The sequence below is a fragment of the Pantoea sp. SORGH_AS_0659 genome (assembly GCF_031453915.1).
GTDB lineage: Bacteria > Pseudomonadota > Gammaproteobacteria > Enterobacterales > Enterobacteriaceae > Pantoea > Pantoea leporis.
This window is the reverse complement of the sequence record NZ_JAVJAK010000002.1, coordinates 83,893-110,224: the sequence shown is the minus strand read 5'-3', so window position 1 is coordinate 110,224 and position 26,332 is coordinate 83,893. Positions and strand designations below refer to the sequence as shown.

Below are 26,332 nucleotides of genomic sequence, written 5' to 3'. Positions count from 1 at the left end.
GCTGCAAAGCGGATGGCATTTTTTTAAGAGTAATACACATCCCTGCCGGTTCTGCTATCGCAGCAGCAAAAAGTGCGGTAGCTGCTTAATATCCGCGCGCTTTTCCATTCCCGCTCCATAATTCTTTTGACTATAAACGGAGCCCGCCGATGAAAAACCCAACCCTGTTACAGGCATTTCACTGGTATTACCCCGTAGGCGGCCAGCTCTGGCCTGAGCTGGCCGAGCGGGCAGCGCATATGAGCGAATCAGGTATCAATATGATCTGGCTGCCACCGGCCTATAAAGGCGCTTCAGGTGGCAGTTCAGTGGGCTATGACACTTACGATCTGTTTGACCTGGGGGAGTTTGATCAGAAAGGCAGCCTTGCCACAAAATATGGCGACAAAGCGCAACTGCATACGGCTATTGAAGCGTTACATCATCATCAGATTGCGGTACTGATGGATGTGGTCGTTAATCATAAAATGGGCGCGGATGAGAAAGAACGCATTCTTGTAAACCGGGTTGACGAGCAGGATCGCTCACTAATCCACGAAGAGGTGGTTGAGTGTGATGCCTGGACGCGCTACACCTTCCCGGCTCGCGCAGGACAGTATTCAGAGTTTATCTGGGACTATAAGTGCTTTAGCGGCGTTGATCACATCGAAAATCCCGATGAAGACGGCGTGTTCAAGATCGTGAACGATTATACCGGCGAGGGCTGGAACGACCAGGTTGATAACGAACTGGGTAATTTTGATTATCTGATGGGGTCCAATATAGATTTCCGCAATCGCTCGGCGACGGAAGAGATCAAGTACTGGGCACGCTGGATGATGGAAACCACCCAGTGCGACGGATTCCGCCTGGATGCGGTTAAACACATTCCGGCCTGGTTCTACAGAGAGTGGATTGACCATGTTCAGGAGGTCTCTGAAAAACCGCTGTTTATCGTGGCGGAGTACTGGTCGTTTGAGCTGGATAAGCTGCAGCAGTATATCAGTCAGGTTGAGGGCAAAACGCTGCTGTTCGATGCACCCCTGCATATGAAGTTTCACGAAGCCTCTAAACAGGGCAGCAGCTATGACATGAGCCAGATTTTCTCCGGCACGCTGGTAGAATCCGATCCGTTTCACGCCGTCACTATCGTTGCTAACCACGATACTCAGCCGCTGCAGGCGCTTGAAGCACCGGTTGAAGCCTGGTTTAAGCCGCTCGCCTACGCGCTGATTTTACTGCGCGAAAACGGTGTGCCGTGCGTGTTCTATCCGGATCTCTATGGTGCAAGCTATGAGGACATCGGCAGCGATGGTGAAACGCATAAGGTTGAGATGCCGGTAATTGATAAGCTAGATCGACTCATGGTTGCGCGCCAGCGTTTTGCACATGGGGTGCAGACGCTGTGGTTTGATCATTCCAGTTGCATCGCGTTCAGCCGCAGCGGCACGCAGGATGAGCCAGGCTGCGTCGTGGTCATGTCTAACGGCGAATACGGAGAGAAAACGCTGACGCTGGGAGAGAATTACGCTGGCAAAAACTGGCGCGATTTTCTTGAAAATCGCGACGAGACGATCACCACCAACGAACAGGGTGAAGCGGTATTCACTTGCAACGGCGGCAGCGTCAGCGTCTGGGTCATTGATTGATATCTGTGCGGGCGGCGCCTCTGGCAGCCCGCGTTTTGCACTCTGTAGCAACTGTTTTCTGAAGAGGGGTGCGCAGATCATAATGAAAGAGGCCACGCTGCTGGTATCTGATGTTTACGAAACGCTGCCCGACCTGAATAGTCTGAATGATTTTATGCCGGGCACGTCTGGCGATACGCAGGTGAACTGGCGGCTACCTCATTGAAAATGTTATCAACCGTCCGCAGTACAGCGCCCGCTTCAGCACACATAATACGCTTCACTGGGAGAAAGCGAAGTCACCAGTTCATCCACGGTGCCCGCGCCAGAAAAATTTGTGCTGCGGACGTTGAGAAGATGATCCCTGTGAAATTTTCCGTATCAATTACGCCGGATGCCGCACCTTCTTTTGCCCTGCCCGGTTAAAACCCGATTTAACCGGATGCGGCGCGCGGCGGCACTGAAGACTGCATGTTGTGCCTCAGTCAGAGGGGATACAGATACAACGTGCAACGGGCAGCCCGCGCCGGTTCACCTGCTGCGTCGACGGGTAAAACTCACCATGCTGACTGCGGTACAACCTTTTCACTATCGGACTCATCGTTCGCGCGCTGACATTAACCTGAGTCACTGTTTATTAACAACCAGCATTTTTTGCACAAAAAGATAAGTTGTACAACATCGCAATTGCTGTACAAGTTTTATTTAGTCGTATAACTTTACGACCAGACAGCGCGACTATCTTTTAACCATTGAGGACTTCCCATGCGTCAGCACGTTACGAAATTCCCGGACACCGCGAGCGACATTGCACACTACTTCAGCAAGGTGCCGGCGCCGACTCAGCAGGAAACCCTGGGGCAGATTGTCGTCGAAATCCTCCGCGCGGGCAGTCACCTCAACCGTAAGGCCATTTGCACCAGACTGCTGCGCCGCCTTGAGGTATCTTCGACTCCTGAGGAAGAGCGTCACTACCAGACGCTTATCGGCATGCTGTTTGAACGCTGAGTTACCCCGTCTTCATGAGCCCGAAGCGCGTACTCAGGGCGGCCCGGAACGGCCGTTCTGTCACCCTGCCCGGAGGGGCACGTTCCGGAAGATGCGGGCAGGAAGAACGCAGATTTAAAACGCTTCGCTGACGTTGTGCCGGGCACGTCCGTGGCCGCACTGCTGCGTAACGAAGACAGCATCAGTGCAGACAGCCCTGCGCAACACCTCCTCGCCCCGGTCGGCAGCGGTATAAATCCGGATAGACGCAAAGCCTCGCTCTGGCACCGTCGCCGCGTGAGGTGCGTTCAGCGTTCATTCAGTCCCGCGATGACCGCGAGGCAGCCGTGCCCGCGTCAGGTGCCATTACGCCCCCGGACAGCAATAATAAGAAATAAGATGAAGGACAAAATTTTCCTGCGCAGCTGAAAGCAGCAGGACGCCAGAAATATGCGGCGCTCACAGGGCGTCCGTTTGTAATTCAGGCAACAGGCCGACCACTTTTGCCCGCATGGCCTGACGGATAACATAATGCAGCTTAGCGAACCGCACGTTACCGCCGAAGCAGACATCATTAAGCACTTCCGCAGTCTCCGCGGCGCGCTTGCCGCGGAGACTGCCGTAATCCGGGACATTGTCGTACATGGCAAAAAGGTAACCCGCAAAGCGATTATTCTTTACCTGATTGCCGAGCTTGAAAGCACATCAGACGTGGCCGGGCCTGACGTGCTGCGCTGCGCGCCGGAAATTGTGGTGGGTAAAACGCCCGACGATGTAGGCTTCTGATCTCACTTCTGCTGCGCAGCCTGGGCGGCATTCAGCGCAGTCACATAATCAAATCCCCCCTGAGAAGCCCACACGGAGCAGCTGACTGCGGCGGTGAGGGTAATGGCAATCCAGACTTTCACAGGCATCTCCCGGCTAAAATGACTTCACTCTTCACAGTGTGGCACCTTACCGCCATGGCGCGAAGGAAATGCGTCAGAACGGGATAAATCCCAAGGTCAGTGCATCTGCGGAGCCGGCAGCCTGACCGCGCGCTCGCAATTTTCGCGCATAGCGGCAGCGCTGGCCGTCTCGCCCATGCTGTGCAGCGCGCTGGTGATTGAGGGTAGGGTGAGGTGCTGGTCCGTCATAAGGAGGCGCGCCACGACCGTTCCGGTAACGGCGTAGATATCTTCGGCGGTGATGTCATCGCTCAGCCGACTGCAGGCGATCCGTGAGGGCCTCCCGGCTGATGACCACGCCCTCGTCCGGCTACGCGGTTACGACCTCGCCAGTCATGATGTCGGCCTTTTTTTCGTCAACGTCATATTTATGGGGTTATCCGTTAACAGGTTTTGGGCGCAGAGCTTCCCGCAGCACAACTGATCGGAACATGAACGGGGAAGCTGTCCGGCATAAACTTTTCCGCCGCAGTGTAAATACGCGTCACGGTGGCACTGCCAGGGGAGAGGTATCATGCTTTCACAGTGGCGCGCTCCGCAAAACTTACCGGCCAGATCATGGCCGCATTTACGTCCTCCACGTACCGCTCGCCCGGCGACTGCACTACGGCCTTTGCGTCATGATTTTCCGGACTACAGGCGATTTGACTGAGCCTGTCTTCGCTGAGCATTGCTGCGCATCCTGCGCGTTATTGCCTGTTGCAGCGATAGCCCGCCGGCGGATTGCCGGACGCGTCCCGCTTGCGCATGCTGCGTTTACCTACGGCGCTGGAAACAGGGGGCTTACGCATTCTTTACGCTTAATGTCGTGCTGGTCACTTGAATAGTCCGCAACCAGTTCTACACTGGGCGGACCAGTGAAAAAAGTACCGGTTTTAAAACAATAAAAGGCGAAAAAAATGATTTTAAGTGAGTTTATGCTCAGGGTTAACCGCTGGCCTCAGATGCATTTCACAGCAATTGAAAGCGAGCAGCGCGACGCCATCATAGAAATTTACGCCATCGACTGCACAAACCAGACCAAAAGCCGGCTGCTGATATACCGCACGCCGGACGCGCAGCACGCGGCGACCATGATGACGCATTTCCGCACCTGGCTTGAAAAGGCCAACCGCGGCAGAACCCTGCGGCAGGAAAAGGCTGAAGCGCCGGCGGCCGTAATGGCCGCGCAGCACCCGCCTCAGCGTGCCGCAGCCTGTTAGTCATCCGGGGCCCGCGGGCCCTTTTTCTGTTCAGGTGCCTCAGACGGCTTCCCGTGTTTCCGGCCAGGCGACGGCCGCGCCTTCAGCGGTGAACAGCGCGCCCTGGAAATCAGTGACCCCCGCCGCCTCCAGCCACATCCACTCCTCCGGCTGCTCAATGCCCGCCGCGATCACGTTAATTTCCAGCGCCGAACAGCAGCGCAGCACGGCGTGTACCACCGCCTGACGGGGGCCGCTGCGGTGAATATTGCGAACGATCCCGGCGCCGATGCGCACGCGATCAGGCTGCACGTGCGCCAGCAGCGACAGTCCGGCTGAGCCGTCACCAAAGTTATCGATGGACAGGCTGATGCCGGCCTGCTTCAGCTGGCGCACCGCCTGAGAAAATGCTTCCAGCTGAGAGATAATCTCCGTCTCGCTGACGCCCAGGATTATCTGCTGCGGCACCATCCCGGCGCTGTCAATGGCGCTGATGAGCCGGCTGACGGCGTCCGGCACATAAACCAGCGTCATAGGCAGAATGCTGAGGTACAGCATGATGTCGTCAGGGCACGACCTGCCGGCCCTGTGCAGCGCCCCGGTAACCGCATTGAGATTGTGCTCGTACAGCGCCACGCCGGAGAGCCCCGCCGGCGCGTTATCGGGCAGGGCCTCTAGGGCCGTGACCTCACGGCCGAGCGGATCGACCACCGGGCGGAAGGTGACGCCCGCTGCCGCTGCCGGAGCCGGTGACCCGTTGTCGTCCGGCACGAAGTCCCAGTAGTCGGCGGGCAGGACCTCAAAGTAGTTTTCTTTCTCACGTGCTTCCACGAAGGTTCGCAGGAACTGCAGGCCGCGGTCGTCATAGGTCAGACGATATTTAGACGTGCCGCGGTCAAGCACCGCCTGCAGCACGCTGCCGCCGTCGTGATGGCGCAGGTCGAACAGCTCCATGCCGTGGTTGCCAAAGCGGCGCGACGGTGAATAGTCGCGCATCAGCTCAACCACGTTATGGTGGCGCCGGTCGGCGCAGATGCGGCCGTAAATGTCCAGTACGCCTTCCTCCGGTCCCTCCAGAATCTGAAAGAAGTGCGTGCCGTTAAACAGCAGGATCCCCGTGACCTGATGCCGGGCGTTCAGCTGGCTGGCCTTCTCCACCATGCCCGGCAGAACGCTGACGGGTACCTCATCGGCGAGGTGGCTCCGGTAAATTATTGTTGTAAGCATTTCAGGCTCCTTATTGCCGCAGATTGTCACGGGCACCATAGCAGCCAGCCGCCTTTTCTCAAACCGGACCGGCAACGGTCATGGTGACATGCCGAATGAACAACAAGGAATGCCTGAAACGATAAATTCTGACGCGCGCAGGGCCCTGTAATGATACTGGCTGAAATAATTATTACGGAATAAGGATTTTTCAGAACATCCTCCGGGCGCTTTCTTAAGCTGCGGCTACAGTGTGACGTGAGGCTCTCATCAACGTAAAACGGAGGTAGTAAATTTGTCTATTCAACACGACGGGAAAGGGCACGTCATTATTGGCGAAGCGGCACTGAGCCTGGCGCTGGGCGAAAAGGCAATAAGCGTGCGATCGCTTATTGCCGAGCTCGGACACATGGCGCAGGCCGGCGGCAGCGATAAACGGCTCGCAGAAATCTCTGAAGCCAGAAGCTGGCTGAAGAGCCTGCACGAGCCGGAGCAGGCCGTCCGGCGGGTGCCGTACCTGCGCACTCTGGCAGACCTGAACGACGAGAAGAACTGACGGCAAAGGACGTAGTCCGGCTCCGGCCGGAAGACGACGAAGATGACCTCACCGGTCGCGCGTAAGCGTGTACCGGCCGGAGAAACTGTCAGGGACGACACCCTCCGTAACCCCATTTAACCGCTCAGGCCTCCTCACTGAAATGTATAACGCCGCACACACTCCCGGCCGCTTCCGCCCGGCTGTCGTTTTTTTCAGGCGAGCCTGCGCCGCCCGGCATCACAGGGGAATTATCAGCGCCAGTCGGAGTCCATGTGCGGTGCCCCGGGCTCAGGCGTGAACTGCTCCGCGGTAAAAGAGAGACAGCTTTAAGCGAAGAGTTGATCGCGATATACTGTATGTATCCCCAATAAGCGGAGCGTATCCGATAAACGAAGAGAAAGCCGGGTCAGAGCTGGTTAATGAGGTACTGGGCAGGGTGGTGAAAGAACTCCTTCGTCCGGGAGAGAAACTCCACGTTCACGAACTCATCGCCAGGCTGTGGCGGCTGCAGCAGGCCAGCCCCGAGCCTGCGGTGCGTGACGCCTGCGGGCAGGCAATACGGCTGCTCGCGCGCAAGCTCAACTGACTGCAGTTTCAGGCGGTCTTCTCTGCGGGCATTGCGGCTGCCGCTTCGGCCATCACTGAAGCTGTGCCGGCGCGGCTTCGCTGCACAACCGTCCGGACGGGTTTGTGTCAGAGACGCATGGTCACGGCATCGTTGCCAGTCGCCTGACTGAAGCTTTTAGTCCGCTGGCGGTGCGCTCCACTCATGCGCCGGGCCCATTCCCCGTAGCCATTGTCAACCTGCCGCCAGTTTATTCCTGCCGGCGGCGCGGTCCGGCGCCGGCGCATGCCGTCGGATGCCCCCACGGCGTCAGGGGCATGCTTTATGATCCGCTCCGCCAGGGCGACTATCCTGGATCGTTTTCATTCTCATCCGGTCGCAGCCGGATAATGCCGTCACTGCCCGGGTCCTCAACTCCGGAGGACGCGCTCATCCAGCGCGGCATTTCTGCGTCCCGTTTGCTGAGCGGGCGAATGTCTTTCAGCCACCCGATGGCTGCGCTTAACATACGGACACGTTCCGGAAGACATTCTGATTGCAGCATGCTGCTGAGTTCGCTGGTCAGGTTATCTACAGTAATATCCTGCTTGCGAACGGCAAGATTAACTGCGGCTTCACCGATAATGGCGTGATCTGTCATACCTTCAGTGTGCAACACGCTATGACCTCCATCAGATAATGGTGTGCGGGTTTTCCTGAGTCTCTGAATTATAATAAACAGCGGGCGGCGCAGATAAATAAAAGGATTTGTTGATCCTATTAATGAAAGTGGAGAGGCCAGTTGAACTTTTTTCAGGTGCAGGGCTGCAGTATATTTTATTTAAATTAAAAAAATCTAAGTCTGTTGTTTTACGGTAAATATTCCGACGTAATTTTATCGCGTCAGGATAAGATAAAAATATCTCACGGCCAGAATTTATATACCGCGTGATTGTCACTGTCAGGAAAATATATCCTGTCGCAATTTCTGCAGGTATTAACGCCGGGGCTGCAGCCGTATAAGACGGTCCGTTGCTGTGGCAGGCACGGAGTCAGGCGCCGGGAGAAGCGGGGGCAGGGCAATATCGTTCACGTGAAGCGGGAAATTCAGGACAGGGCCGATGCGGGGAAACAGCTCTGCACCACGCTGACAGGAGCCGAACGGTAACAGGTCGGCGCTATGTTCCCCACGACCCGTCAGCCTGCGCCGTTTCCCTGTCTGCTCAGCGATTGAAAAGGATTTTTATCAGGGCCGTGATGTGTGCGGCTTCATCTTCATCATCGGTGGCATCGAGAAGGCCTATCAGCTTGAGGCACAGCGCTGTGCGCGTTACCCGTCGATCCTGTCTGATGATATCAACGGTGATCAAGCCCAGCAGCTCAATCTGACGGGGATGCGTTACCTGGCTGAAATAGCCTGTCAGCCCGCTGGATTTGTCTGGGGGGAGTCCGTTCTGACGCATGAAGTTACCTGCTTATATTTGAGGGCCGTGTGCAAAATAACCGATGCAGACAGGCGTGTATAGTGATGATGATTTAAGGGTGACAAATACAGCACCGCCCCCCAAGTGGGTTTACAGCCGGCCCGCGGTTACAGGCGTAAATAGGCACGCACCGCAATCCTGGAAAGTCCCCCCTGAATCGTCGGCTGATGAGCACCCGGCCTGATAGGTGCATAAAGGGATGGGGAGCGGGGCGCTGGCGCGGAACGACGCGGGTGCAGAACAGCTTCCCGGGGAGGATGTAACGCGCCGTTCCGCGCGCTAAGCATGGTACATATTACCGGTTATGCAACGAACTGATTTCATGTGGCTGCTATTTAACCGCGCTCAGGCGCATCTGCATGGTACATGCTGTGCCACGTCCACGCTGGCCTGATGAAGGCGGCAGTTGTTCAGACATCATCAGCCCGTGGCATTGTCACCCTTCATCACGGGCAACAGCATTTTCCACCGGCATACAGCCATGCCTGAAACCGGATCCCTGTGGGGTAATAAATATAGTAAATGAACCTTTCCTGTATCAGGTGCGTATGGAATTATTCTTTTCCCTTCTTCGCTGAAAAAATTCCCGCCTCAGGTTTCTTAAAATTCCTGCTCTGAACACTGTGATGAAATCAGACTTCATTTACGGCGTGTTAAATTTCCGGGCCTTTTAAAAAGCCCCGTGGTGTGACGCAGGCCCCGGGATACGCGCCAGCAGGGGGTGAAATCGATTTCACCTTAAATATAATTTTAATTTAGCATTTTTATGAACGGAAATGCTCTATCATCCGTAAGTGATATGCTTCAATCTTCTGAATTCAGATGTATCCAGCATTAATTAAAATATCAGGCAAACAGAAGATGAATGCTGGATTTGCCCTCAGGTTCAGTGCGCGTTCTGAAGGAAAATGAACCTCAGAACGACTGAACCTGCGCTACCGGAGAAGACACGTGCTGAACCAGAATGACGAAGAATGCCACAACATTATCGGCGAGGCCGTCCTGCATATTGCCCTGAATGACGGAGAAATCTGCGTAAGGTCGCTGCTTGATGAACTCAATAGTATGGCGAAGCAGGAAGAGAGCGCTGCTCGTCTGGCGCTGATTAACGAGGCGACGCTCTGGCTGAAAGGGTTTCTTAAGGCAGAGCACGCTCACCGCTCCGAGCTTCGCTGGATAGTTCATTCAGCCCGGGACTCTGAACACTGAAACCCGCCAGAAGCCACGCCGCGCAGAGGGGCGGGCGGGCAGTCTGCTGACGGAGTTGCCCGAAGCCGGCTTCCCCGATGTTATTGATGCGTTCTGAACCCCACCCGGCGGGCAATCAGCCTGTCCTGCCAGAGAACGCCTGCGCACGCCGTTAAAAACGGCACTTTTTGCACAAAAACCCAACCTGTACAATAAAATAATTGTTGTACAGGTTGGGTTTTTTTTTGTAAATTTGCGCACAGACCGGACCGGCCGCATTCAACCATTTTGTGAGGTTTGCCATGCGTCAGAACGTAAAAAAATATCCCGACAGCGAGAGCGGTATCTCTGCCTGTCTCAGTGAGGCTACTGCGACGACTCAGCAGGAAACGCTGGGGCTGATTGTCGTCGACATTCTGCGTGCGGGCAAGATCCTCAACCGAAAGTCTATCTGTGCCAGCCTGCTGCGTCGTATTGAAACAGCCGCTGACCCGGAAGAAAAGCGCCACTACCATACGCTCATTGGCCTGTTATCAGAAGCGTGACCTGTGCGGCGCGATGTAAGACGTAACTGCTGCGCTTGTACGCAGCCGCCCGGAGAGGCGGCGCTGCCATTCTGCCCGGAGGGGCTCAGGTACCGGATTGTAAGGGTATGAATAAAAGTAAAATTGAGCGCCTGGCCGACGTTGCGCTGGGTGAGGCTGTCGCCCGCCTGCTCGGCAGCAGCGACCACGTCAGCGCCGGCGATATCGTGCGGCAGCTTCGGGACATGGCTGAGGGCGAGCAGCACCCGGAGCGCCTTGAGGCTATCGCCATGGCTCTGGGGGAGGTGCAGTCAGAATTTACCCAGTCGCGTGAACGCCGGGAAGCTGACGTTCTTTCTTCTGCAGGGCGGAACGGTTCCGGAAGCAGCCGGAAGCAGTGACGATCTCAGCGAAAGGCCGGAGGCACAGCGCTGCACCTCTGCCATCACGCAGGGGTGATCCGGCCCCTGGCGGCCGTAATACCGGCGCCCGGCATTCCTGAATTACAGCCCCTCACGGGCATGTACCGGAAGTGTCACACACTCATCATCCCCGACGATCCACGTCTGAAGCAGGCCTCCTCTTCTGTCTTCATTACGGCGGTGAAAAGTCCGCGGCGGAGACGGCAATATTGCTGCGGTCATTCGCTCAATCCTCATCACCGGTAAAAAGGTGACTGCTGCGGCCATCCTTCTCTGGCTGATTGCCGGGATCAAGAGCATCTCCGGCCTGGTGATGCAGGAGGGGCTGCGTAACGGGCCGGAGACAGCGGTGGGGCGAAGGCCCGACGGGGAAAGATCCTGAGCGTTCATCGTTACCGGGCGTGCCGGGGAACGGCGTACTTCATCAGGGCAGGAGCACCGGTGCGCGGTCAGTCCGCCGGTTATCAGGCCCGTCAGCTAATGCATCTGCTGTGACAGCATCCTGATCGCGCGCGCGCAGCAGGCCCGGGTAGCCGGCGCATGCGGGTCTTCACCCATTGCGTGAAGCGCACTGATAATCTCATGAAGCGTGAGGTGCTGATCCGGCTTCAGGAGGCGCGCCACGATGATCCCGATAGCGGCGAAAATATCCTCAGCGGTGATGTCATCGTTCACACGACCTCCGTCCGACCGGGATCACCGTATAACATGGCAGGCGGGTGCGCTGAAACCTTCTGCTGATCGGGTTCAGTGGCGTGTTTCCTGATGCACGTGTACCTGTGAACCGCCGGTTTTGCCTTTATCCTTCTGCGCGTTCATCTCACGACGCACTTCCTCTACAGCGCGCATCCCGGCCCTGATCCGATCTTCATCCGTTTCACCCTCGATTGCAGCCATCAGACGCTGCGTCAGCGCGGTCCAGCTGATGGCCTCATCCTCATCCAGCAGCGCCGTCACGGCCTCACCGATCATGATTTCCGTCATTTTGTCGTCAAAGGTGTTTTTCATCAGGTCTTTCCGGCTTCATCGTCGGGGCTGAGCTTATCACACAGCAGCACGCCGGAAAATCAGGCGGGTGGGTAAAAAAATCCCCGCAGGAGCGGGGAGAAGGGAAACTTGCAGACTCCTGAGAAAAGAACAATCACTTTTCATAGTAGTCACCGTTCAGGCTTGCGGGGACGCTCATGATAAATTTAACTTACTGCCTGAGGTTCAGAATGCCGTACGGGGGACTGACGGGCCTGAACGCGGTGGCGTAAGGGCGCGCTGACGCGGCTCAGGTGCTGAGATGATTATCCATGAAATCGACCATAGCACCGGCATGCGCATCAACGTGCCGGATGTAGCGCATGACCGTCTCCGGCTTCTTCCAGGTACCTTCCTGCATAATCTGCGCAATGCTGTATTTTTTTGTGGCCATATCGACCGCCGCGCCAACGCGCGCGCTGTGCCCCGTCCATTCCCGGTAGCGATTTTTATTCGGCAGAGCCTGCTGGCAGGGACATGCCTCGCGCCACGCGCGGGCAAAAATATCCTCCAGGGCGCGCGTTGACATCGGCTTCAGCGTCACTGCCGCGGCCGTGTTGGTGCGGTGAACGGGTCCGAAGATAAAGGCATCCGGCTCGTCGATCAGGCCTGACTTTGTCAGCCATTCCGCCAGCCTCAGCGATGACAGGTCTCCAAGCGCCTTGATCAGGCCGCCGGTCATCACAATGGTTTTCGTCCAGGCCACGTCCAGAACGATCCGGCCATCCGGCGCGCGCGTAATATCCCGCACGCGTAGCCGTCCCAGTTCGCTCACCCGCAGCAGGGTGGCGTAGGCCACGTGTAAAAATGCCAGATCGCGAACCTGCTGCAGCCGGCCGGAGCCTGACCACCTGCCGTCGAGCGTCAGCAGATCGCCGATCCGGAAGGGAATGGCCTGGCCCGCACGTTCGCCGCCGATGACCGCCGAGCGGTTTATCTTTTTTAACGCCCTGAAAACCAGCGGTGACGCGTTGGGCGGCACCAGTCCGGCGTTACGGTGTAACATAGAGATAAGGGAGGCGTGCGCGGACACGGTTGAGGAGGCGCGCCCCGACGCCTGAAGCCACAGAAGATAATCCCGCAGGTCGGCCGCCGCCATGGGCAGAAAACGTCGACCGTTCTCTTCCGCCCACCGGCAGCCGATCCGCATCACGCTCAGCAGCTGGTCCCAGGTGTTTTGCGAAAACGCGTCCCGGTCACGCACGAATTCCCGCAGGCGTTCGGCGATGTCGCTGTTGTCAGCTGCCCGCAGCAGGGAAGAGGGCGAAATTTCAGTCATAGTGTCTGGTTTTTGTCCGTAAACGCGTCCGGCGCTGCTACGTGAATTCTGACCGATCGGCAGGGGGGCAACCCTGCAGAATTCACGTAGCGCCGCCTGATTTATGTACAGGTTTGGCATGATGGCTCAGGATCTGCATTGTACCCGGATACTTTCACGGATCCTAACTTCATATAACTCCCATTATATGAAGTTAGGATCCGTGATTTGCATTCAACCTATCTGGATGAAAACATCAAACCTACGCAGCTGAATACGGTATAAACATAATTATATAGGGTCATAAGTTAAGAAGAATTCGGTCAGCATGTTGTGCAAGAGTTTCGAGGCTAATATAGCTCCCATTGAATGAAGCTATAAATCTTAATTATCATAAATAACTGTCAGCCCATATAAAACTTAATTTCACTTGAGGGCTGATGCCATTAAAGCCTGACCCACTGACGTAATGGCGCATCATGAAGGGAAGACACGACAGCGGCTCTGCACTGAATGCTGAGAGCCGCGAAATACTCCTGACAGTATCGAATATACATGATCATCTGACGGCTTGGGTAATGTGTTTAACGTGAAATCAGCACATACGTTCACATCCGTATGGATGGTGCTTTACCGTGAAAAAACACTAAATATGTGCATGCCTCAATTAATAACGGCATGGCAATCATTGAAATTGCCACTGAGTTGATAGCGGGTGTGGAATAAATTCCTTTGTGTGATCGCGGAAATCAGTAGTGACGGATCTGAGCTAAACCGACAAGGCCGCCTGGAATTACCCGTTAAAAAATCTGCAGGGAAGTTTCTGGTGCGGCGTTGTTTCATGATAAGTGAAATTGACCGGATAAAGTCGCAAAGAACGTGTGGACTAAGGCTGACCGCACAACTTGCAGCAGAACGTCTGTGTATTTCAGGCAGGCGCTCTATATTGCCTTTTAATATGAAAAGATTAATGAATCGCTGTTTTCCGATTTTTCAGTGAATCCGACTTTACTGATAACGCGTCTGGCGACATGCATTTCAGGGTGAAGATGAATTTCACAACCATTTATCGGGCCTGAGGAAATACGCAGGATTTCCATCATCCGGCTGAAAATGTCATTTCCCCGCCATTCTGGCCATACACCTGCCAGGTATAGAATAAAGGGATTTAATGACACAGAACACGCCATAAACATGTACGGCTCATCATTATGAGACCTTGCCAGTAGCAGTTGCTGTTCAGTGCTGGTAAATGCATGCATCAGGCGGACTTTAAGGTCTGCTTCAACATCGGACGGAAATCGCTGTGAGGGATAAGGCACTAAATTTCGATTGGTAAATGCCCAGACGATAGAATCTATATCGTTGCAGGTTGCCTCTATAAAAGTATGACCCGGAAATGTAATTTTTGCCATCGCTTACGTACCAGAAAATATAACTCATACATAATGTATCTGAAATGATATTGATGTTCAGTATGAGAGGACCAGGAATGACCAGGCCAGCCATAAGTTCAGTTTATCATACAACATAAAAAAACTTCATTTTCAGACTGTATGGCAGATTAGTTATTCACGTACACATGCAATTCATAATTTCAAATTCACAGAAAAGATCCCCCGCGTTTCAGGATAGCCAGATAAACCATGACGCATCAGAGCTTAATAAGCTATAATATTTTTTTATCATGAATGATACCATTTAATAATCATCATTTTACTTACAATGAAATTTATATTATCCTCGTGCGATATGCAACATTGGAATTCATATTTTTTATATCTCCCCGTGGTAATCCTAGTAAGCACGGCTGAAAGATGCCTTTAAAATTCATTATTTATAACAGGCCACCGCGCCGTCACTTTTTATAAAATTTTTTCAAAAAACTTTTCTCTATAATTAAATGGCACTTTTATTATGTCATCAGATAACCTATGTTCTTGACAGCTTCAATATAAGAGCATTACTGAAATACTGGACCTGGAAATGACAGTTCGCCTCCATAAGGCTAAGAAATATGAAGAGCGCGCGCATCTCATACACATAAGAAATGATATTCTGTGGTTTGTGCCGCAGCGTATCCAGTGTTATTGCGGGTTACGAATTATTGGTGACGGAGGTAAAAGAAGGCAGGTGATGAGCGGATAATGGTTGAAGGGCGCAATGAGTTCGTTCATTTGGCATATTTAAGATGATTTGCCTCGGCATATTCGATTACTGCGGGGCACCTGCTGTTACCATGGAACGGTTGCTGCCTACCTTAAATCAGCATGGGCCATTTCCAGTTCGAGTTTGTGCTTCAGCCCATATAACTCATCAGTGCACGCCGGATATCGTAGCGGTTCACAGTTCGCCTTAATATCCGGCGCAGTAGATCCTGCCTGAAGCAATACGGCATGCTCACAAGTAGCGTCACATCGTTTGAGGCGCTGCGCGCATTGTGCAAAAACAATACCCTAAGCCATCCGCCTTGAAGGCCGCTGTTTAAACAGTGAAATGTTTAGATAGGCCAGCTGAGACGTATAAGCGCGACTGTAAATTGAACGTAGCTAAGCCTTTCTGTTTGTGGACCCGCACTCTGTTCACGTGAATTTCTGTTGCAATGCACTTGCATTGCATAATGCAAGTGCATTATTACTTTCCTGTTCGAACATAAAATCACCGACAATGTGTAAATCCTGGCGGATTGGTAATCCAGGCACTGTGCTGGGTAGCGATGGAATAAATCTTCCGGCGAAGCATATTCGCCCCCTCACGCTGAGGGATGGAAGAAAAGAGGTACACCGATGGCGACTAACTTAAATATGGCGGACGTATCACTGCGCGCTGAGTCACGGCTCACCGAACGCAGCCAGACCACGATCCCGGCAGCAATACGCGATGCCCTGCATCTTAAGCCAGGTGAGTATATCCACTACACACTCCTGGCTGGCGGAAAAGTCATCATGTCCCGGCAAGAAGAAGAGCAGGACGATGCTGTAATCTCACAGTTTCTCACTTTTCTTGAAAACGACATGAAAAAAAATCCGCAGAATATTCATCAGGTGCCGAAAGCGTTCTGGGCGGGTATTAAAGCGCTGACTGCCGGAGTTGAAGTCGATTTAGATGCGCCGCTTACAGACGACTAAAGTGTAAGTGAGGTTGCATGGATGTTTTAGAGATTAACGGCTGGAAAATATGCTTTCATAACTGCTTTCTAGAGCAAATTGGTCAGCTTGCGCAAATTGTGACCGAGCTAAAGGCATCTAAACCGGATGAGTATCAGCGGAAGAAAGAAACAAAGCTCCTGAAAGCTATCGGGCAAGTCATTGAAGAGCGTATCGTTGCCGATCCTCTTCACGCGCAGTTCCGTCAGGGTAGTACGCTTGGTAATGAGTACAAACACTGGTTTCATGCAAAATTTTTGCAGCAATTTCGCCTGTTTTATCGCTGCAGTGCTGAACACAAAATGATTGTGATTGGCTGGGTAAATGGCTTTGACACGCTACGTGCCTATGGTTCTAAAACGGATGCTTATAAGGTGTTTACCGGGATGCTGAACGCTGGCCATCCTCCGGATGACTGGGATGAGCTTCTCCGTGAGGCAAAATCTGCAACTGCAGGATCGTCAATTTCTGGCTTTCTCGCAGAGTAATTGACCCGACTCGTTTAATCGGACCTTATTTGAATTTCGGTTTAAAAAGTTGGCATTGTAAAAAAATCCGTTGCCAGATTTAACGCTGATTACGAATTGATGCGGAATCAGTTGATAGCGGGAGGTGACAGGCTTATGGTGATTTTGTGCGCGGTTAGACACTTCATTTAACATAATAAGTATTTAGCGAACTTTTTAACCAGTTGATACTTAGAGTTAAATTTTGGCGATTCACTTCCTATGCGTACTACTTGATGATGACACCGGTAGCCGGTTCATGGCGTCATGAACATAGGCGGCACGCTTACTTTCATGGAAATATCTGCATACGTTGAGAAAATGTGCCGCAGTCTGGAAAAGTAATAAAAGCAGGTGTCACTACAGACAAAATGCCCGTATGTTAGTGAAGTAACTATCTGATATATCGAAATATAATAGACATTAAAAATTGTCCTCCAAATGACGTCTTTTTAATCGAAAAAGGCATTTATCCGACTAATATGTTTACCAATCGATGTTTCAGACGTCCATTTTTCGCTTACCGTACGTTTTCGTACCTTCGGCCCTCAGACCCCCTTTTAAAGGCTGCGCACTGTTCGCCAGCCTCAGATTAACGTCCGCTTTGTGCTAAAAGCATATAAAAGGACAGGGCTTTAAGTAATCTGTTAAGCCTGCTGTAATCCCAAATTCTGCTCAAGGGTAAAAAAGGCCCCGAATAATCGGGCATTTTCAGGCACCTCTACACATCACGCGATGGTGTCTTGTGAACAAAAAGCCATCAGGCATTTGACGATTTACGAATTATTGATATATCATATCGTAAAAGAGAGGTGCCTATACTATGAATGCTGTTGAAAAAAACACCTATAAAGTCTCCTGGACTCCTGGCCTTTCAAGTGAGAGAAAAGCCCTGCAGGAGCGCATGTTCCATCTTGTTGAAGCCATCGCAGATAACATGGCCAAGGACAAATCCTTAACCAGCGCGCTGAAACTCAATGATGGCGATCTTGCTAAGCTTATTTTCGAAAAACAGCTTGAGCGTGATGCCCATGTTCCTGAACGTGAACTACGAGTTATCCAGCGCATTAATGAGGGTACGCGTAAATTCATTAACCGGCTTTCAGATCTGGGTGGGACGCTCAAAGCTGGCGAGGTCGCAAAACTGACTGGTATAAGCCGACAGGCTGTTCATCATCAGCATAAAACCGGAAAGCTATTAGCCGTAAGGCCAGGCAACGATTACCTTTTCCCTGCGTTTCAGTTTCAGGGAAAAAAAGTCGTTAATGGTTTCGAGGAAGTCATGTCTCTGCTGGGTCATGATATGAGTCCGGTTACGAAAGTCTCATTTTTTACTGCCATGTATTATTTTGAAGACACGGAACTCAATGTGATTGATGCTATGAAGCTGCCAGATTCAGATTGCTATATTAATGAGATAAAACGTCAGGCCGCACTGTTTGGCCGCCATATTGCAAAATAAAGAAGCCTGGCTTAACAGGCCAGGCTTTCCGATTTAGCTGTTGTTACTACTGATTTCATAATTCATAGAAAACAACAGAATTTCCTTTCCGTAGATATTTTCGTCTGTCCAGAACTCAGGGAAATTGCTCTGGTCTGCGCTGCAGTACTCTGCAACTGACGTCATATCTGAGGTCGAAAGCGGATCGTCAGCCCCCTTTCGAACCCACCATGCAGTACACGTTTTGTCGTTCAGATGTCTTGACTGATATGTGATACCGTCAAAAGGCAATCCTGGCGTGTTTGCTGCCCACTCAGTAATGCTCTGAGTGATGCTATAGTCCGGTCCCATAACTTTATCTGCCGTAAGATGGAGCAATGGCAATAAGCGGGAAAGATTTACTGTGACAGTCTGCCGTGTAGTCTTCAAAGTACATAATTGAGCGATGTGAAGCGAGTCATCGCCAATGAAGAAATTGGAGGGATCAGCCTCACGCTTTCTTCCATACGACTCAGCCACTGCGATGCACGCATTGTCAGCGGTATAGCAAATCCCCGCTTTAAATGACGGATCGTTGAAACGACCCAGATTTGTAGTAGGCACCCCGTAAAATACTGCGGAAGGGTGTGGTTTTTCCTGCCAGCGAACCTGTTCAACTTCATCGCGAGCTAACTGTGGAATACGGCCTTCTTGAAACAATTTGTTTAGCGTGTCATGGAGATTGTCCCCATTCAATTTGAATAATGCCATTATTATTAACCTCTACTAAGTACTTGATTATATCCATAAAATCACCATTTCGGTTATTATGGTTGAGTGAATGACCCGTTTTCTCTGACGGATGTTCTACAGCCACTGACATGCTTGCCTGTCAGCAAGAACAACGTTTTGAGAGCCTGGGTCTCATGCCTATTTAGGCGTTTTCATCATAGGAGGGAGCGGGACATTTCAACAAGCATTGTTAGCTGTATTACAACAAAAATTGCTGGAGCTCAGCTGTAACTTGCTTGGGAGCTTTTTTGAAAAGGCGCCTTCTTGCGCTTCGCGCATAAACCTTGATTGCGAGCGGGAGATCTCATGATGCAGAAAGCTAAGATGACGCAATTGAATCGACTTACTGAAAAGCCTGCTGGGTTACTGGCATGATCTGTCTAAGCAGAGCCGCAGATGGTCAAGAAATCAGCCGCAAGATGATTAAAGACGAACTCGTGCTTTTGCTTAATGAAAAGGTTAATCGAACAAAGGAAGCTGAGCCGGCGCTCATCTTTGCAATCGAACAGTTGATGGAGCCGCCAGTTTAATATTGCAAAAGGAAATCAGGGAACGCACAGCTGGAAGAAGATGGGAGCATCAAATCAAACGTTGTGATCTAACAGCAGTTTGTTTATCTCTTTTCCCTGCCGGGGTTTGAGGGCCAATGGACCGAAATCGTACGTTAGTGAAGTAACTATCTGATATATCAGAATATAATAGACATGAAAATTGTCCTCCAAATGACGTCTTTTTAATCGAAAAAGGCATTTTTCGGACTATTATGTTTACCAATCGATGTTTCAGACGTCCATTTTTCGCTAACCGTACGTTTTCGTACGGTCGGCCCTCAGACCCCGGATCCGATAATGTCAGAAAAAATAGAATTTACGGAAGACTAATTAAGTTGTAGCACCCCAATAGTAATGTCCGTCTGTGGCTCAATTAACATGACGCGTTATGGTATCTCTCACAGCGTCGTTTTTAGTCAGTAAAAACTACCGGGAGACATGCCGTGATCGCAGACAGCTCAGGGGTATTTACGTTGAAAGAGATTAACCGCGTTAAAGTCATTCAGGATGTTGTCGAGCGCCGCCTTACCACGCACCGCGCGGCAGAATTGCTTGAGATCAGCGACAGGCAGTGTCGCCGGCTTCTGGTGCGCTACCGTGGAGAAGGCCCGCTCGGTATGGGACACAGACGGCGCGGCATGCGCGGCAACCGGCAACTGATGCCGGGTCTTGCCGAACTGGCTCTGGAGCTCATCAGGACGCGATACGCTGATTTCGGCCCCACGCTGGCGTGCGAAAAACTCCATGAACTTCACGGCCTGCACCTTGGCAAAGAGACCGTGCGCCGCATCATGACGCGGGCCGGTCTCTGGATCCCTCGCAAGCAAAGAGCCGCCAGGATAGCGCAGCCCCGGTATCGTCGGCCGTGCACCGGCGAGCTGATACAGATTGATGGCTGCGATCATGACTGGTTTGAAGGCCGCGGTCCCGCTTGCACGGCTTTGGTGTACGTTGATGATGCGACCAGCCGGATCCGCTGACCTTAGGCTTCCTGTTCGTCCTGCTTTTCCAGTGCCAGCCTCAGAACCGCACCCAGTCGCTTGTTATCAACGATCGCACCCTGATCCACACAGGCAAGACGATCAAAGACCTGATAGCGCAGCAGCCTGTGCGCATACCGGAAGGCGATCCTGCCGTCCGGGTACTCGTAAACTGTAACTCTTTCACCGGCGATGCGAGTGTTCTCATCTGTCGGATCAATGAGATATATCATTTTATCATATTGAAATGTCAGCGCTTTTGAGAGCTTGCGCAGGTCCTGCCAAGCAAAGACATCATCGAGTTCTTCCGGCGCTAAATCCGCCGGACGGTGCAAATCCTTCGGATATTTGGATGATAGGTGGAATGAGAAAGTGTAATCCAGCCATGCGGATTGCAGACCGATAGTGAACGTCACAGGATAGTGCCCATAAAACGGTCGTTTACTGGAACGGGGCACGACTGGTTTCTCCGATTGTTTTCAGTTGCATTGTTATGGTATTTTATAGGGGAAGTAATTTTCGTCAGTTGCCGCTTCTGTCGTGCTTTGTTTCATAAAGCCAGAACAGTTAAGCGAACTGTAGGGTGTGTGTCGTCCCCGAATCCTAATCGACCGGACTGTGATGAGTCTGATTACCGGAACATCCGAACCCACTGCGTCAGTGTGGGATCTCAGGGGGCTGATTCTGGATTCGACGGGATTATGAAGCCTTAGGAGCATGCCGAGGGGCGGTTTGCCTCGTAAAAAGCCGCAAAAAAAATAGTCGCAAACGACGACCAATTAGCACCTGCTGCTTTCGCAGCTTAATCAGCCTAAGAAACTGAAGGTGTCCTCTCTCCCCAGCCTCCGCTCTTAGGACGGGGATAAAGAGAGGTCAAACCCAAAAGAGATCGCGTGGATATCCTGCCTGGGGTTGAAGCGTTAAATCCAATCAGGCTAGTTTGTCAGTGGCGTGTCCGTCCGCAGCTGGCAGGCGAATGTAAAGACAAGACTAAGCATGTAGTGCCAACGGTGTATTAATTTCGGACGCGGGTTCAACTCCCGCCAGCTCCACCAAACATATTGACGGTGATACCAGATAGACCCGGCAATAACTGCAAAAAGCCCGCGATGAAAATTGCGGGCTTTTTGCATATATGCGCAACCATCGCATCTGGTTTTCATTTTCAGTGATTGTGGGTTCGCCAAAATGAAATGCAGGTCGGTGCGGATAAATGCAGGTTCATTTGCAGGTATTGTGGGTTTGGGGCCCACGCTGGTTGCAGCTAATGTGGGCTGAGAATCAGGGGTAAATGCAGGTTTGTGAATTTATAAACGCAGGTCGCTACAGGTATGTTCGTTAGATTTCTTCACGTGATTAAGCCCCCACATTCGACGAAAAACGGGCTCAGCAAAGGGAGGCAGCAATACGTGATCAGCGACTTAACGTTTTACATTTATAGCAGAAGGTAAAACAGTCTAAAACGGACAGGCAATTTAATATTTGATTGATGAGCTAAAGTGTCTGGCTGTATCAGGCCCCCTGCTCTGGAGCGATAAGTAATGCTGCAGATACTTTCTGGCGCTTTCTGGCAAGTTTTTCGTGGACTAACGTCGCTATATCGCCTACTGAGACAAAGTCTTCTGCTTCATCTGTGGTTATATCAATCTCAAAAAAATCCTCAATGGAAACCACTATCTCTGTAAGTACCATTGAATCAACATGGAGATCGTAAACTAACGAATCATTCACGGAAATATTTTCAACGGGCTTGAAAAGGCAGTCACTGATGATTTTAGATAGATGACAAGTATCAGCGCTGAATTCAGTACTGAGGGTTGAGGGTGACATTCTGGAGTCCTTAAAAGGTATAAGACACTTTCAATTGTGTCAGATTACCGATGCAATCTGACACAGGAAGTTGGTTAATGATTAGTTATTGGACTGATGTTTTATGGGAGCCAGTGTCCGGGGTTGGCTCGGGACAGGCTTCCCGGGAAACTGACTTTGAAACTTGCTGACTGTCAGATAAACCTCAGAGGTATTGGTTGAAGAAGCCTGCTTTACACCATAACTTTTTTGTATGCCGCTGGAAGAATACATGTTGTAGGGGTATTCGACGTCTTGATTTTCCCTTTTATTACTCCCTGACAAGTCTCTGCGTACATTTTTATCTGGCACATGAATAAATTTTTCACGGGTTGCAGGGGGGATTGAGGATGAAGTTTCGGTCTGCATATTCTTACGTGTTTTCTTTATTGCATCAGAAGAATCTACTTTATGTAAAAACAGGTCAGGTTTATTCGGGCTTACGGGCTCAGGTTTTGTCAGAGCGCTATCTTTATTTACTGGAGGACGAGCATCCTCTGTTGTGGTCATTTGCTTTAACGTAGCAGACTTCACTTTTACTGCGTTATCCCTCTCTTTTTTAGCCTGCCTTTCTCCTTTTTCATCAACAGTCGACGAATCTGATTCTACCCCCTTTGGTATCTCATTCAGTTTATGTGAAGAGGACCGTTTAACATCCTTCTGGCCAGCATCATCAGCCTGGTGGTTTAATTCGGAGTGGACTGTCGCGGGTGAAAGATGGTTATTTGTGTTCACCTCAATCTTAGGAAGCGAAATGTTTATCGCAGGTGAAAAATTTGGGGACTCGGTCACTGGTGCGCGTCTGACTGGCTCCTGTTTTTGTACGGTGTTCTCAGGTCGAGTAGCTGGCTCTGGTTGTGGATCTGAAGCCAGATTTTCAAAAAATGAATAAATCTCTGCAATTCTTGAAAGCATGTCCGACGCGTTAATGCTTTTCTCCACTGGTGACATGAATGCTTTAACCGCGTCGTCAAATATGCCAAATTTACCCCGGGTATCAATATTCAGACGGCTAAGGTCTGGTAATTTCACCTGATTATATACATCACTTAGGACAGAAGTGACCTTTTTTTCAAAACCAATAAGGGTAATTGCTGGCATCGCATTACTGATTTTTTTATCCAGTTCATTTGTTTTTTCAGGTCCAGAGTTGAGTAAATTGACATGCATGTTCAATAACTTTTCAATTTTGTCAATGTTGGTCTTATTGAAAAATTCGGGGCAAAGGGCAACGCGTGAATATAACTCATTGCATCGTTCTTGGAGGAAAAAAGGCATGTTTTTTTTTTTGTGCTCTTCTAGTTTATTCAGCAAATTTCTGCAATTATCACTTATATTTGACAACGTGTTTTTTGACTCATCAATCCAATTGACTAATTTATCTGAGCCCTGAAGATTTGTATTTGCTTTTAACGAAAGATCGTGCCCCAGAAGCATCGACTCAATGCGGGCCTGCGTACTGGTTGAACTTTTCTTGCCAATTGCAGAAGCCTTTACGCAACGGCTAACAAGACTTTGTTTTCCAGCAGAGAGTTTATCTACTTCTTCTGTACGAGTTGCGGGTAAGCCGGATTGCAACATTAAGCCTTTTGTTAAACTTTCTTTCGCAGAAGGCTTTAAGGATGCTGACGGCGCAAGATATTGTGGCTCAACAGCCGCGTTGCGGGCAAATGTAATATTTCGGCTCAAATCTTTTTCGGTAACGTTGACAAAATTGTTCGCTGTGGATGAAATATGATTTAACGTATTATTGAAACTGTGATCAAGGCCGATAGTCATATTTTTTCTCCTGCTGATGAAAATGATGCTTAAACCATGTTTATGCGATATGTTGTTTTAATCGTCAATTAAATGAAAATGAAAGATTCTCGTTAGACTCAATTTTTTCATTTCAACCTTTAGTATCACCATTATGATGGTTTATTGTCTTTTGATTGAGACGGACTTATAAAACCGTTAGATGGCTTTTTTTGACATACAGGCCCCTCTTTTCAGAGGGCCCTGTAAATTAAATCCTCCAGAACTGCTGTGAAGTTTGTAATGCCTGGGCTATAAATGATGACAGGATTTCAGTAACGCGCTGGTACGTTGCATTGGCATTAGAGAGTTTGTTTGAAAACAAGTTGGCGATTGTATTTGCTGATTCATACGCGGCATTCATTGCGCTATTGGCAGTGTTAAACATATGTAGGTAGATAGTGTCATACTCGATTATCCACCCGAAAAAAATACTAGGTTGTGCGTTGACACTGGTTTTGGCCGACTCAAATATCTTCGACAGAGCGCTGGTGTCCATCCGGACACTCCATGAGCCATCTTGTGCCTTAGTAACCGTTCCTGAGCCAAATTTTTCGCACCACGCTTTTGCTTCCTCTTCAGTGCCCAGCCCGCTGATCAGTTCACCTTTTTCTCCTTCGTATTCTTTAATTGCGCTCATCATCTCATTTAAAAATTTTTTAAATTCTAGCTTATCAAATTGCAATTCGTCGTCATCTTTAACAGAGAATATATTGGTAAAAATGCTTTTAAATTTACTCAGTAACGCATTGAATGCCTGGATTTTATCGAAAGCATCTACAAACGGTTCGAGATATTCACTTTCAATATCCTTCATTGCTGCCGCGATGAGTTCGGCAATCTCTCTATCAGAAAGCGGCGGTGAATCGGCGTCATTGATTTCACTTTTCGCCGATGAGAATAGTTCACGCCCGCATGTTTTTAAATGCTGCTCCAGATTGACGTAATTGTCGTGCAGTTGGGATTCTGCCTGATTGTAAAGCGAGTAAACCTTGTTAAACAGTGCTGATGCTCTGTTATTAGCTGCTGGCGACATCGACTCTTGCTTAAGCGAAGTTGTCTCCACGATGTTGTCGTTGAAAAGCATCTCTGTTTTTTTTTGGATGTCAGCCGCGGAAAGATGGCGTCGTGGTGCTTTATCCTGCGTTTTTTCTTCATTTTCCGCCGAACGATTGAATGGACTTTGATTTTTCGGCGATTCTGTCAGGTATCGTGTCAGCGCAGGACCGTGTTGTGTTGGAACAATTGCAGTCATTTTTATTTCTCCCTGAGAGGGCGTGAAGCCCTCTTAACTAAGCATTACATACGGCCAATATTGCCTTTCTGATTTTGCTGTTCGGCTTCCAGCAGCTGTTTCAGGGTATCGGCATACTTATGTTGCAACTCGCTGGCGCGCTGTTCAGATTTATCCATGGTATTGCGTAAACTTTCCTGCAGACGAGCGTTGGCTTCGACGCGTTTTGCTTCCTGCTCTTGTTTTACAACATCAACATTCATTGTGGCATTCATTGCCTGAGTACCGGCTGTAACCGCCGTTCTGGCGGCAACAATGTTCCCCATTGAGTTGTTATAAGTATTGGTCAGGCTACTGGTATTACTCATCAGTTCGGCACGGCGGGTATCGATGCCAGTGTTTTTATGGATCGCGTCAGCAGCATGTTTACGTGACGCCGCATCAGCACCACCTTTGCGGTTCATCACGTTATTCACTTCGCTGTTCAGCTTCGCCTTCTGTTTGTCCAGCGCCGCTAATTGATTATTGTTCCAGTTAAGCTGTTTATTCATTTTATTTGTTTTAAAGGTAGAAACCCCAGCTGATGCCACACCCATACCGATATTCAGGGTGGCTGTGGTAATGGCGTTCGTCGCATTGGTTTTAGCTGCCTGCACAGAAATTTTGCCCGCCTTTACTACTGCGGCAATCATTTGCTCAGAGAGCTTAGCGGAAGCGGACTGCATGACAGCCGCAGCTTGCTGCATTTCAATTTGAAACTTTTCGAGAATGCTACGTAGCTGACGGTTGTGTTGGTCGAAGGACGTAATATCGAACCCCGCCCGCGCAATATGATTATCCAGGCTGTCAGCCGGGTTTTCGGTAATGGCTTTTTCAACACGCAGCTGGACGTCACTTTTTGGTGCGTTATTTGTCTCAATGTTTTCCGGTGTTGCCGGATCAAAACAGCCCGTTCCGGGGTCAGGTATCATGCCAGCCATGATAGCGTCCCGGTCCTGCTTTTTATTCAGGGCATCCAGCAGTGCAGGTGAAACTGACGCACGCGTGCTTTCGTTACCGGTGACTTTTTTTGTAAAGACAGTCACATCGCCTGGATGATTAAGGGAGATATGAGAAGGCATTCCAATAGATGTTGTCATTTTTTTT

The 26,332-nt window shown here is 50.6% G+C and carries 25 protein-coding genes, 1 other RNA gene and 2 pseudogenes; 15 read left to right on the top strand and 13 right to left on the bottom strand.

What is annotated here, in order from left to right; all coding sequences use genetic code 11:
• The first annotated feature begins 149 nt into the window (after positions 1-149).
• The 5 genes from amyA to Q3H59_RS20870 all read left to right on the top strand — a co-directional run bounded on the left by amyA (position 150) and on the right by Q3H59_RS20870 (position 4,743).
• Positions 150-1,628, top strand: coding sequence for an alpha-amylase (amyA, locus tag Q3H59_RS20890; RefSeq protein ID WP_309836964.1), 1,479 nt, complete (start codon positions 150-152; stop codon positions 1,626-1,628).
• A gap of 82 nt (positions 1,629-1,710) precedes the next feature.
• Positions 1,711-1,833, top strand: a complete 123-nt coding sequence (locus Q3H59_RS20885) for a hypothetical protein (RefSeq protein ID WP_309836962.1) — start codon at positions 1,711-1,713, stop codon at positions 1,831-1,833.
• Positions 1,834-2,372: 539 nt separating this feature from the next.
• Positions 2,373-2,615, top strand: a complete 243-nt coding sequence (gene ycgZ, locus Q3H59_RS20880; RefSeq protein ID WP_309836960.1) for a regulatory protein YcgZ — start codon at positions 2,373-2,375, stop codon at positions 2,613-2,615.
• Positions 2,616-3,125: 510 nt separating this feature from the next.
• Positions 3,126-3,380, top strand: coding sequence for a biofilm development regulator YmgB/AriR family protein (locus Q3H59_RS20875; RefSeq protein WP_309836958.1), 255 nt, complete (start codon positions 3,126-3,128; stop codon positions 3,378-3,380).
• Between the two features lie 1,060 nt (positions 3,381-4,440).
• Positions 4,441-4,743, top strand: coding sequence for a hypothetical protein (locus tag Q3H59_RS20870; protein ID WP_309836956.1), 303 nt, complete (start codon positions 4,441-4,443; stop codon positions 4,741-4,743).
• A gap of 39 nt (positions 4,744-4,782) precedes the next feature.
• On the opposite strand, the gene Q3H59_RS20865 is transcribed toward Q3H59_RS20870, so the two are convergent.
• The gene (locus Q3H59_RS20865) at positions 4,783-5,949 is read right to left on the bottom strand and encodes a diguanylate phosphodiesterase (protein ID WP_309836954.1); all 1,167 of its coding nucleotides are present in this window, start codon (positions 5,947-5,949) and stop codon (positions 4,783-4,785) included.
• Between the two features lie 274 nt (positions 5,950-6,223).
• Between Q3H59_RS20865 and Q3H59_RS20860 the strand changes: the two genes are divergently transcribed.
• The gene (locus tag Q3H59_RS20860; protein ID WP_309836952.1) at positions 6,224-6,484 is read left to right on the top strand and encodes a hypothetical protein; all 261 of its coding nucleotides are present in this window, start codon (positions 6,224-6,226) and stop codon (positions 6,482-6,484) included.
• Between the two features lie 893 nt (positions 6,485-7,377).
• Here Q3H59_RS20860 and Q3H59_RS20855 read toward each other — a convergent pair.
• Together Q3H59_RS20855 and Q3H59_RS20850 are read right to left on the bottom strand one after the other, a co-directional pair.
• Positions 7,378-7,689: a hypothetical protein gene (locus Q3H59_RS20855; RefSeq protein WP_309836950.1), complete on the bottom strand. Its 312-nt coding sequence runs from the start codon at positions 7,687-7,689 to the stop codon at positions 7,378-7,380.
• Positions 7,690-8,233: 544 nt separating this feature from the next.
• Positions 8,234-8,473, bottom strand: coding sequence for a hypothetical protein (locus Q3H59_RS20850; RefSeq protein ID WP_309836948.1), 240 nt, complete (start codon positions 8,471-8,473; stop codon positions 8,234-8,236).
• Between the two features lie 972 nt (positions 8,474-9,445).
• Here Q3H59_RS20850 and Q3H59_RS20845 point away from each other — a divergent pair.
• The 3 genes from Q3H59_RS20845 to Q3H59_RS20835 all read left to right on the top strand — a co-directional run bounded on the left by Q3H59_RS20845 (position 9,446) and on the right by Q3H59_RS20835 (position 10,607).
• Complete coding sequence (locus tag Q3H59_RS20845) at positions 9,446-9,703, top strand: hypothetical protein (protein WP_309836945.1); 258 nt, start codon at positions 9,446-9,448, stop codon at positions 9,701-9,703.
• A 281-nt stretch (positions 9,704-9,984) separates the two neighbouring features.
• A complete protein-coding gene (ycgZ, locus tag Q3H59_RS20840; RefSeq protein WP_309836944.1) occupies positions 9,985-10,227 on the top strand; it encodes a regulatory protein YcgZ in 243 nt (80 codons plus the stop codon).
• A gap of 107 nt (positions 10,228-10,334) precedes the next feature.
• Positions 10,335-10,607: a hypothetical protein gene (locus Q3H59_RS20835; protein WP_309836942.1), complete on the top strand. Its 273-nt coding sequence runs from the start codon at positions 10,335-10,337 to the stop codon at positions 10,605-10,607.
• A 498-nt stretch (positions 10,608-11,105) separates the two neighbouring features.
• Here Q3H59_RS20835 and Q3H59_RS20830 read toward each other — a convergent pair whose 3' ends face one another.
• The 4 genes from Q3H59_RS20830 to Q3H59_RS20815 form a co-directional block, all read right to left on the bottom strand.
• A complete protein-coding gene (locus tag Q3H59_RS20830) occupies positions 11,106-11,303 on the bottom strand; it encodes a hypothetical protein (RefSeq protein WP_309836940.1) in 198 nt (65 codons plus the stop codon).
• 72 nt (positions 11,304-11,375) lie between these two features.
• Entirely contained in the window at positions 11,376-11,636 is a 261-nt protein-coding gene (locus tag Q3H59_RS20825) for a hypothetical protein (RefSeq protein WP_309836938.1), read from the bottom strand.
• 268 nt (positions 11,637-11,904) lie between these two features.
• Positions 11,905-12,933, bottom strand: a complete 1,029-nt coding sequence (locus Q3H59_RS20820) for a tyrosine-type recombinase/integrase (RefSeq protein ID WP_309837037.1) — start codon at positions 12,931-12,933, stop codon at positions 11,905-11,907.
• 932 nt (positions 12,934-13,865) lie between these two features.
• Complete coding sequence (locus tag Q3H59_RS20815; protein WP_309836937.1) at positions 13,866-14,327, bottom strand: hypothetical protein; 462 nt, start codon at positions 14,325-14,327, stop codon at positions 13,866-13,868.
• A gap of 1,371 nt (positions 14,328-15,698) precedes the next feature.
• Between Q3H59_RS20815 and Q3H59_RS20810 the strand changes: the two genes are divergently transcribed.
• The 3 genes from Q3H59_RS20810 to Q3H59_RS20800 all read left to right on the top strand — a co-directional run bounded on the left by Q3H59_RS20810 (position 15,699) and on the right by Q3H59_RS20800 (position 18,026).
• Positions 15,699-16,040: a type II toxin-antitoxin system PrlF family antitoxin gene (locus tag Q3H59_RS20810; RefSeq protein ID WP_309836935.1), complete on the top strand. Its 342-nt coding sequence runs from the start codon at positions 15,699-15,701 to the stop codon at positions 16,038-16,040.
• A gap of 17 nt (positions 16,041-16,057) precedes the next feature.
• The gene (locus Q3H59_RS20805) at positions 16,058-16,546 is read left to right on the top strand and encodes a type II toxin-antitoxin system YhaV family toxin (RefSeq protein ID WP_309836933.1); all 489 of its coding nucleotides are present in this window, start codon (positions 16,058-16,060) and stop codon (positions 16,544-16,546) included.
• Positions 16,547-17,387: 841 nt separating this feature from the next.
• On the top strand, positions 17,388-18,026 hold the full coding sequence (locus Q3H59_RS20800; protein ID WP_309836931.1) for a DNA-binding protein: 639 nt from the start codon (positions 17,388-17,390) through the stop codon (positions 18,024-18,026).
• A gap of 33 nt (positions 18,027-18,059) precedes the next feature.
• Here Q3H59_RS20800 and Q3H59_RS20795 read toward each other — a convergent pair whose 3' ends face one another.
• Positions 18,060-18,755 carry an RES domain-containing protein gene (locus Q3H59_RS20795; RefSeq protein ID WP_309836929.1) on the bottom strand — a complete coding sequence of 232 codons (696 nt, stop codon included), beginning with the start codon at positions 18,753-18,755 and terminating at the stop codon, positions 18,060-18,062.
• Positions 18,756-19,147: 392 nt separating this feature from the next.
• Here Q3H59_RS20795 and Q3H59_RS20790 point away from each other — a divergent pair, with 392 nt between their 5' ends.
• Complete coding sequence (locus Q3H59_RS20790) at positions 19,148-19,306, top strand: hypothetical protein (protein WP_309836927.1); 159 nt, start codon at positions 19,148-19,150, stop codon at positions 19,304-19,306.
• A 464-nt stretch (positions 19,307-19,770) separates the two neighbouring features.
• Positions 19,771-20,301, top strand: a pseudogene (locus Q3H59_RS20785) (helix-turn-helix domain-containing protein); the annotation flags it as partial.
• Positions 20,302-20,312: 11 nt separating this feature from the next.
• Here Q3H59_RS20785 and Q3H59_RS20780 read toward each other — a convergent pair.
• Positions 20,313-20,699: pseudogene (locus Q3H59_RS20780) on the bottom strand (hypothetical protein); the annotation flags it as partial.
• 282 nt (positions 20,700-20,981) lie between these two features.
• Between Q3H59_RS20780 and ssrA the strand changes: the two are divergent.
• Positions 20,982-21,362: a transfer-messenger RNA gene (ssrA, locus tag Q3H59_RS20775) on the top strand.
• A 457-nt stretch (positions 21,363-21,819) separates the two neighbouring features.
• On the opposite strand, the gene Q3H59_RS20770 is transcribed toward ssrA, so the two are convergent.
• The 4 genes from Q3H59_RS20770 to Q3H59_RS20755 all read right to left on the bottom strand — a co-directional run bounded on the left by Q3H59_RS20770 (position 21,820) and on the right by Q3H59_RS20755 (position 26,325).
• Positions 21,820-22,137 (bottom strand): acyl carrier protein, encoded by a 318-nt coding sequence (locus Q3H59_RS20770; protein ID WP_309836926.1) that lies wholly within the window; start codon positions 22,135-22,137, stop codon positions 21,820-21,822.
• Between the two features lie 81 nt (positions 22,138-22,218).
• Positions 22,219-23,934: a hypothetical protein gene (locus Q3H59_RS20765; RefSeq protein WP_309836924.1), complete on the bottom strand. Its 1,716-nt coding sequence runs from the start codon at positions 23,932-23,934 to the stop codon at positions 22,219-22,221.
• A 229-nt stretch (positions 23,935-24,163) separates the two neighbouring features.
• The gene (locus Q3H59_RS20760; RefSeq protein ID WP_309836922.1) at positions 24,164-25,207 is read right to left on the bottom strand and encodes an IpaD/SipD/SspD family type III secretion system needle tip protein; all 1,044 of its coding nucleotides are present in this window, start codon (positions 25,205-25,207) and stop codon (positions 24,164-24,166) included.
• 44 nt (positions 25,208-25,251) lie between these two features.
• Positions 25,252-26,325, bottom strand: a complete 1,074-nt coding sequence (locus Q3H59_RS20755) for a hypothetical protein (RefSeq protein ID WP_309836920.1) — start codon at positions 26,323-26,325, stop codon at positions 25,252-25,254.
• Between the last annotated feature and the right edge of the window lie 7 nt (positions 26,326-26,332).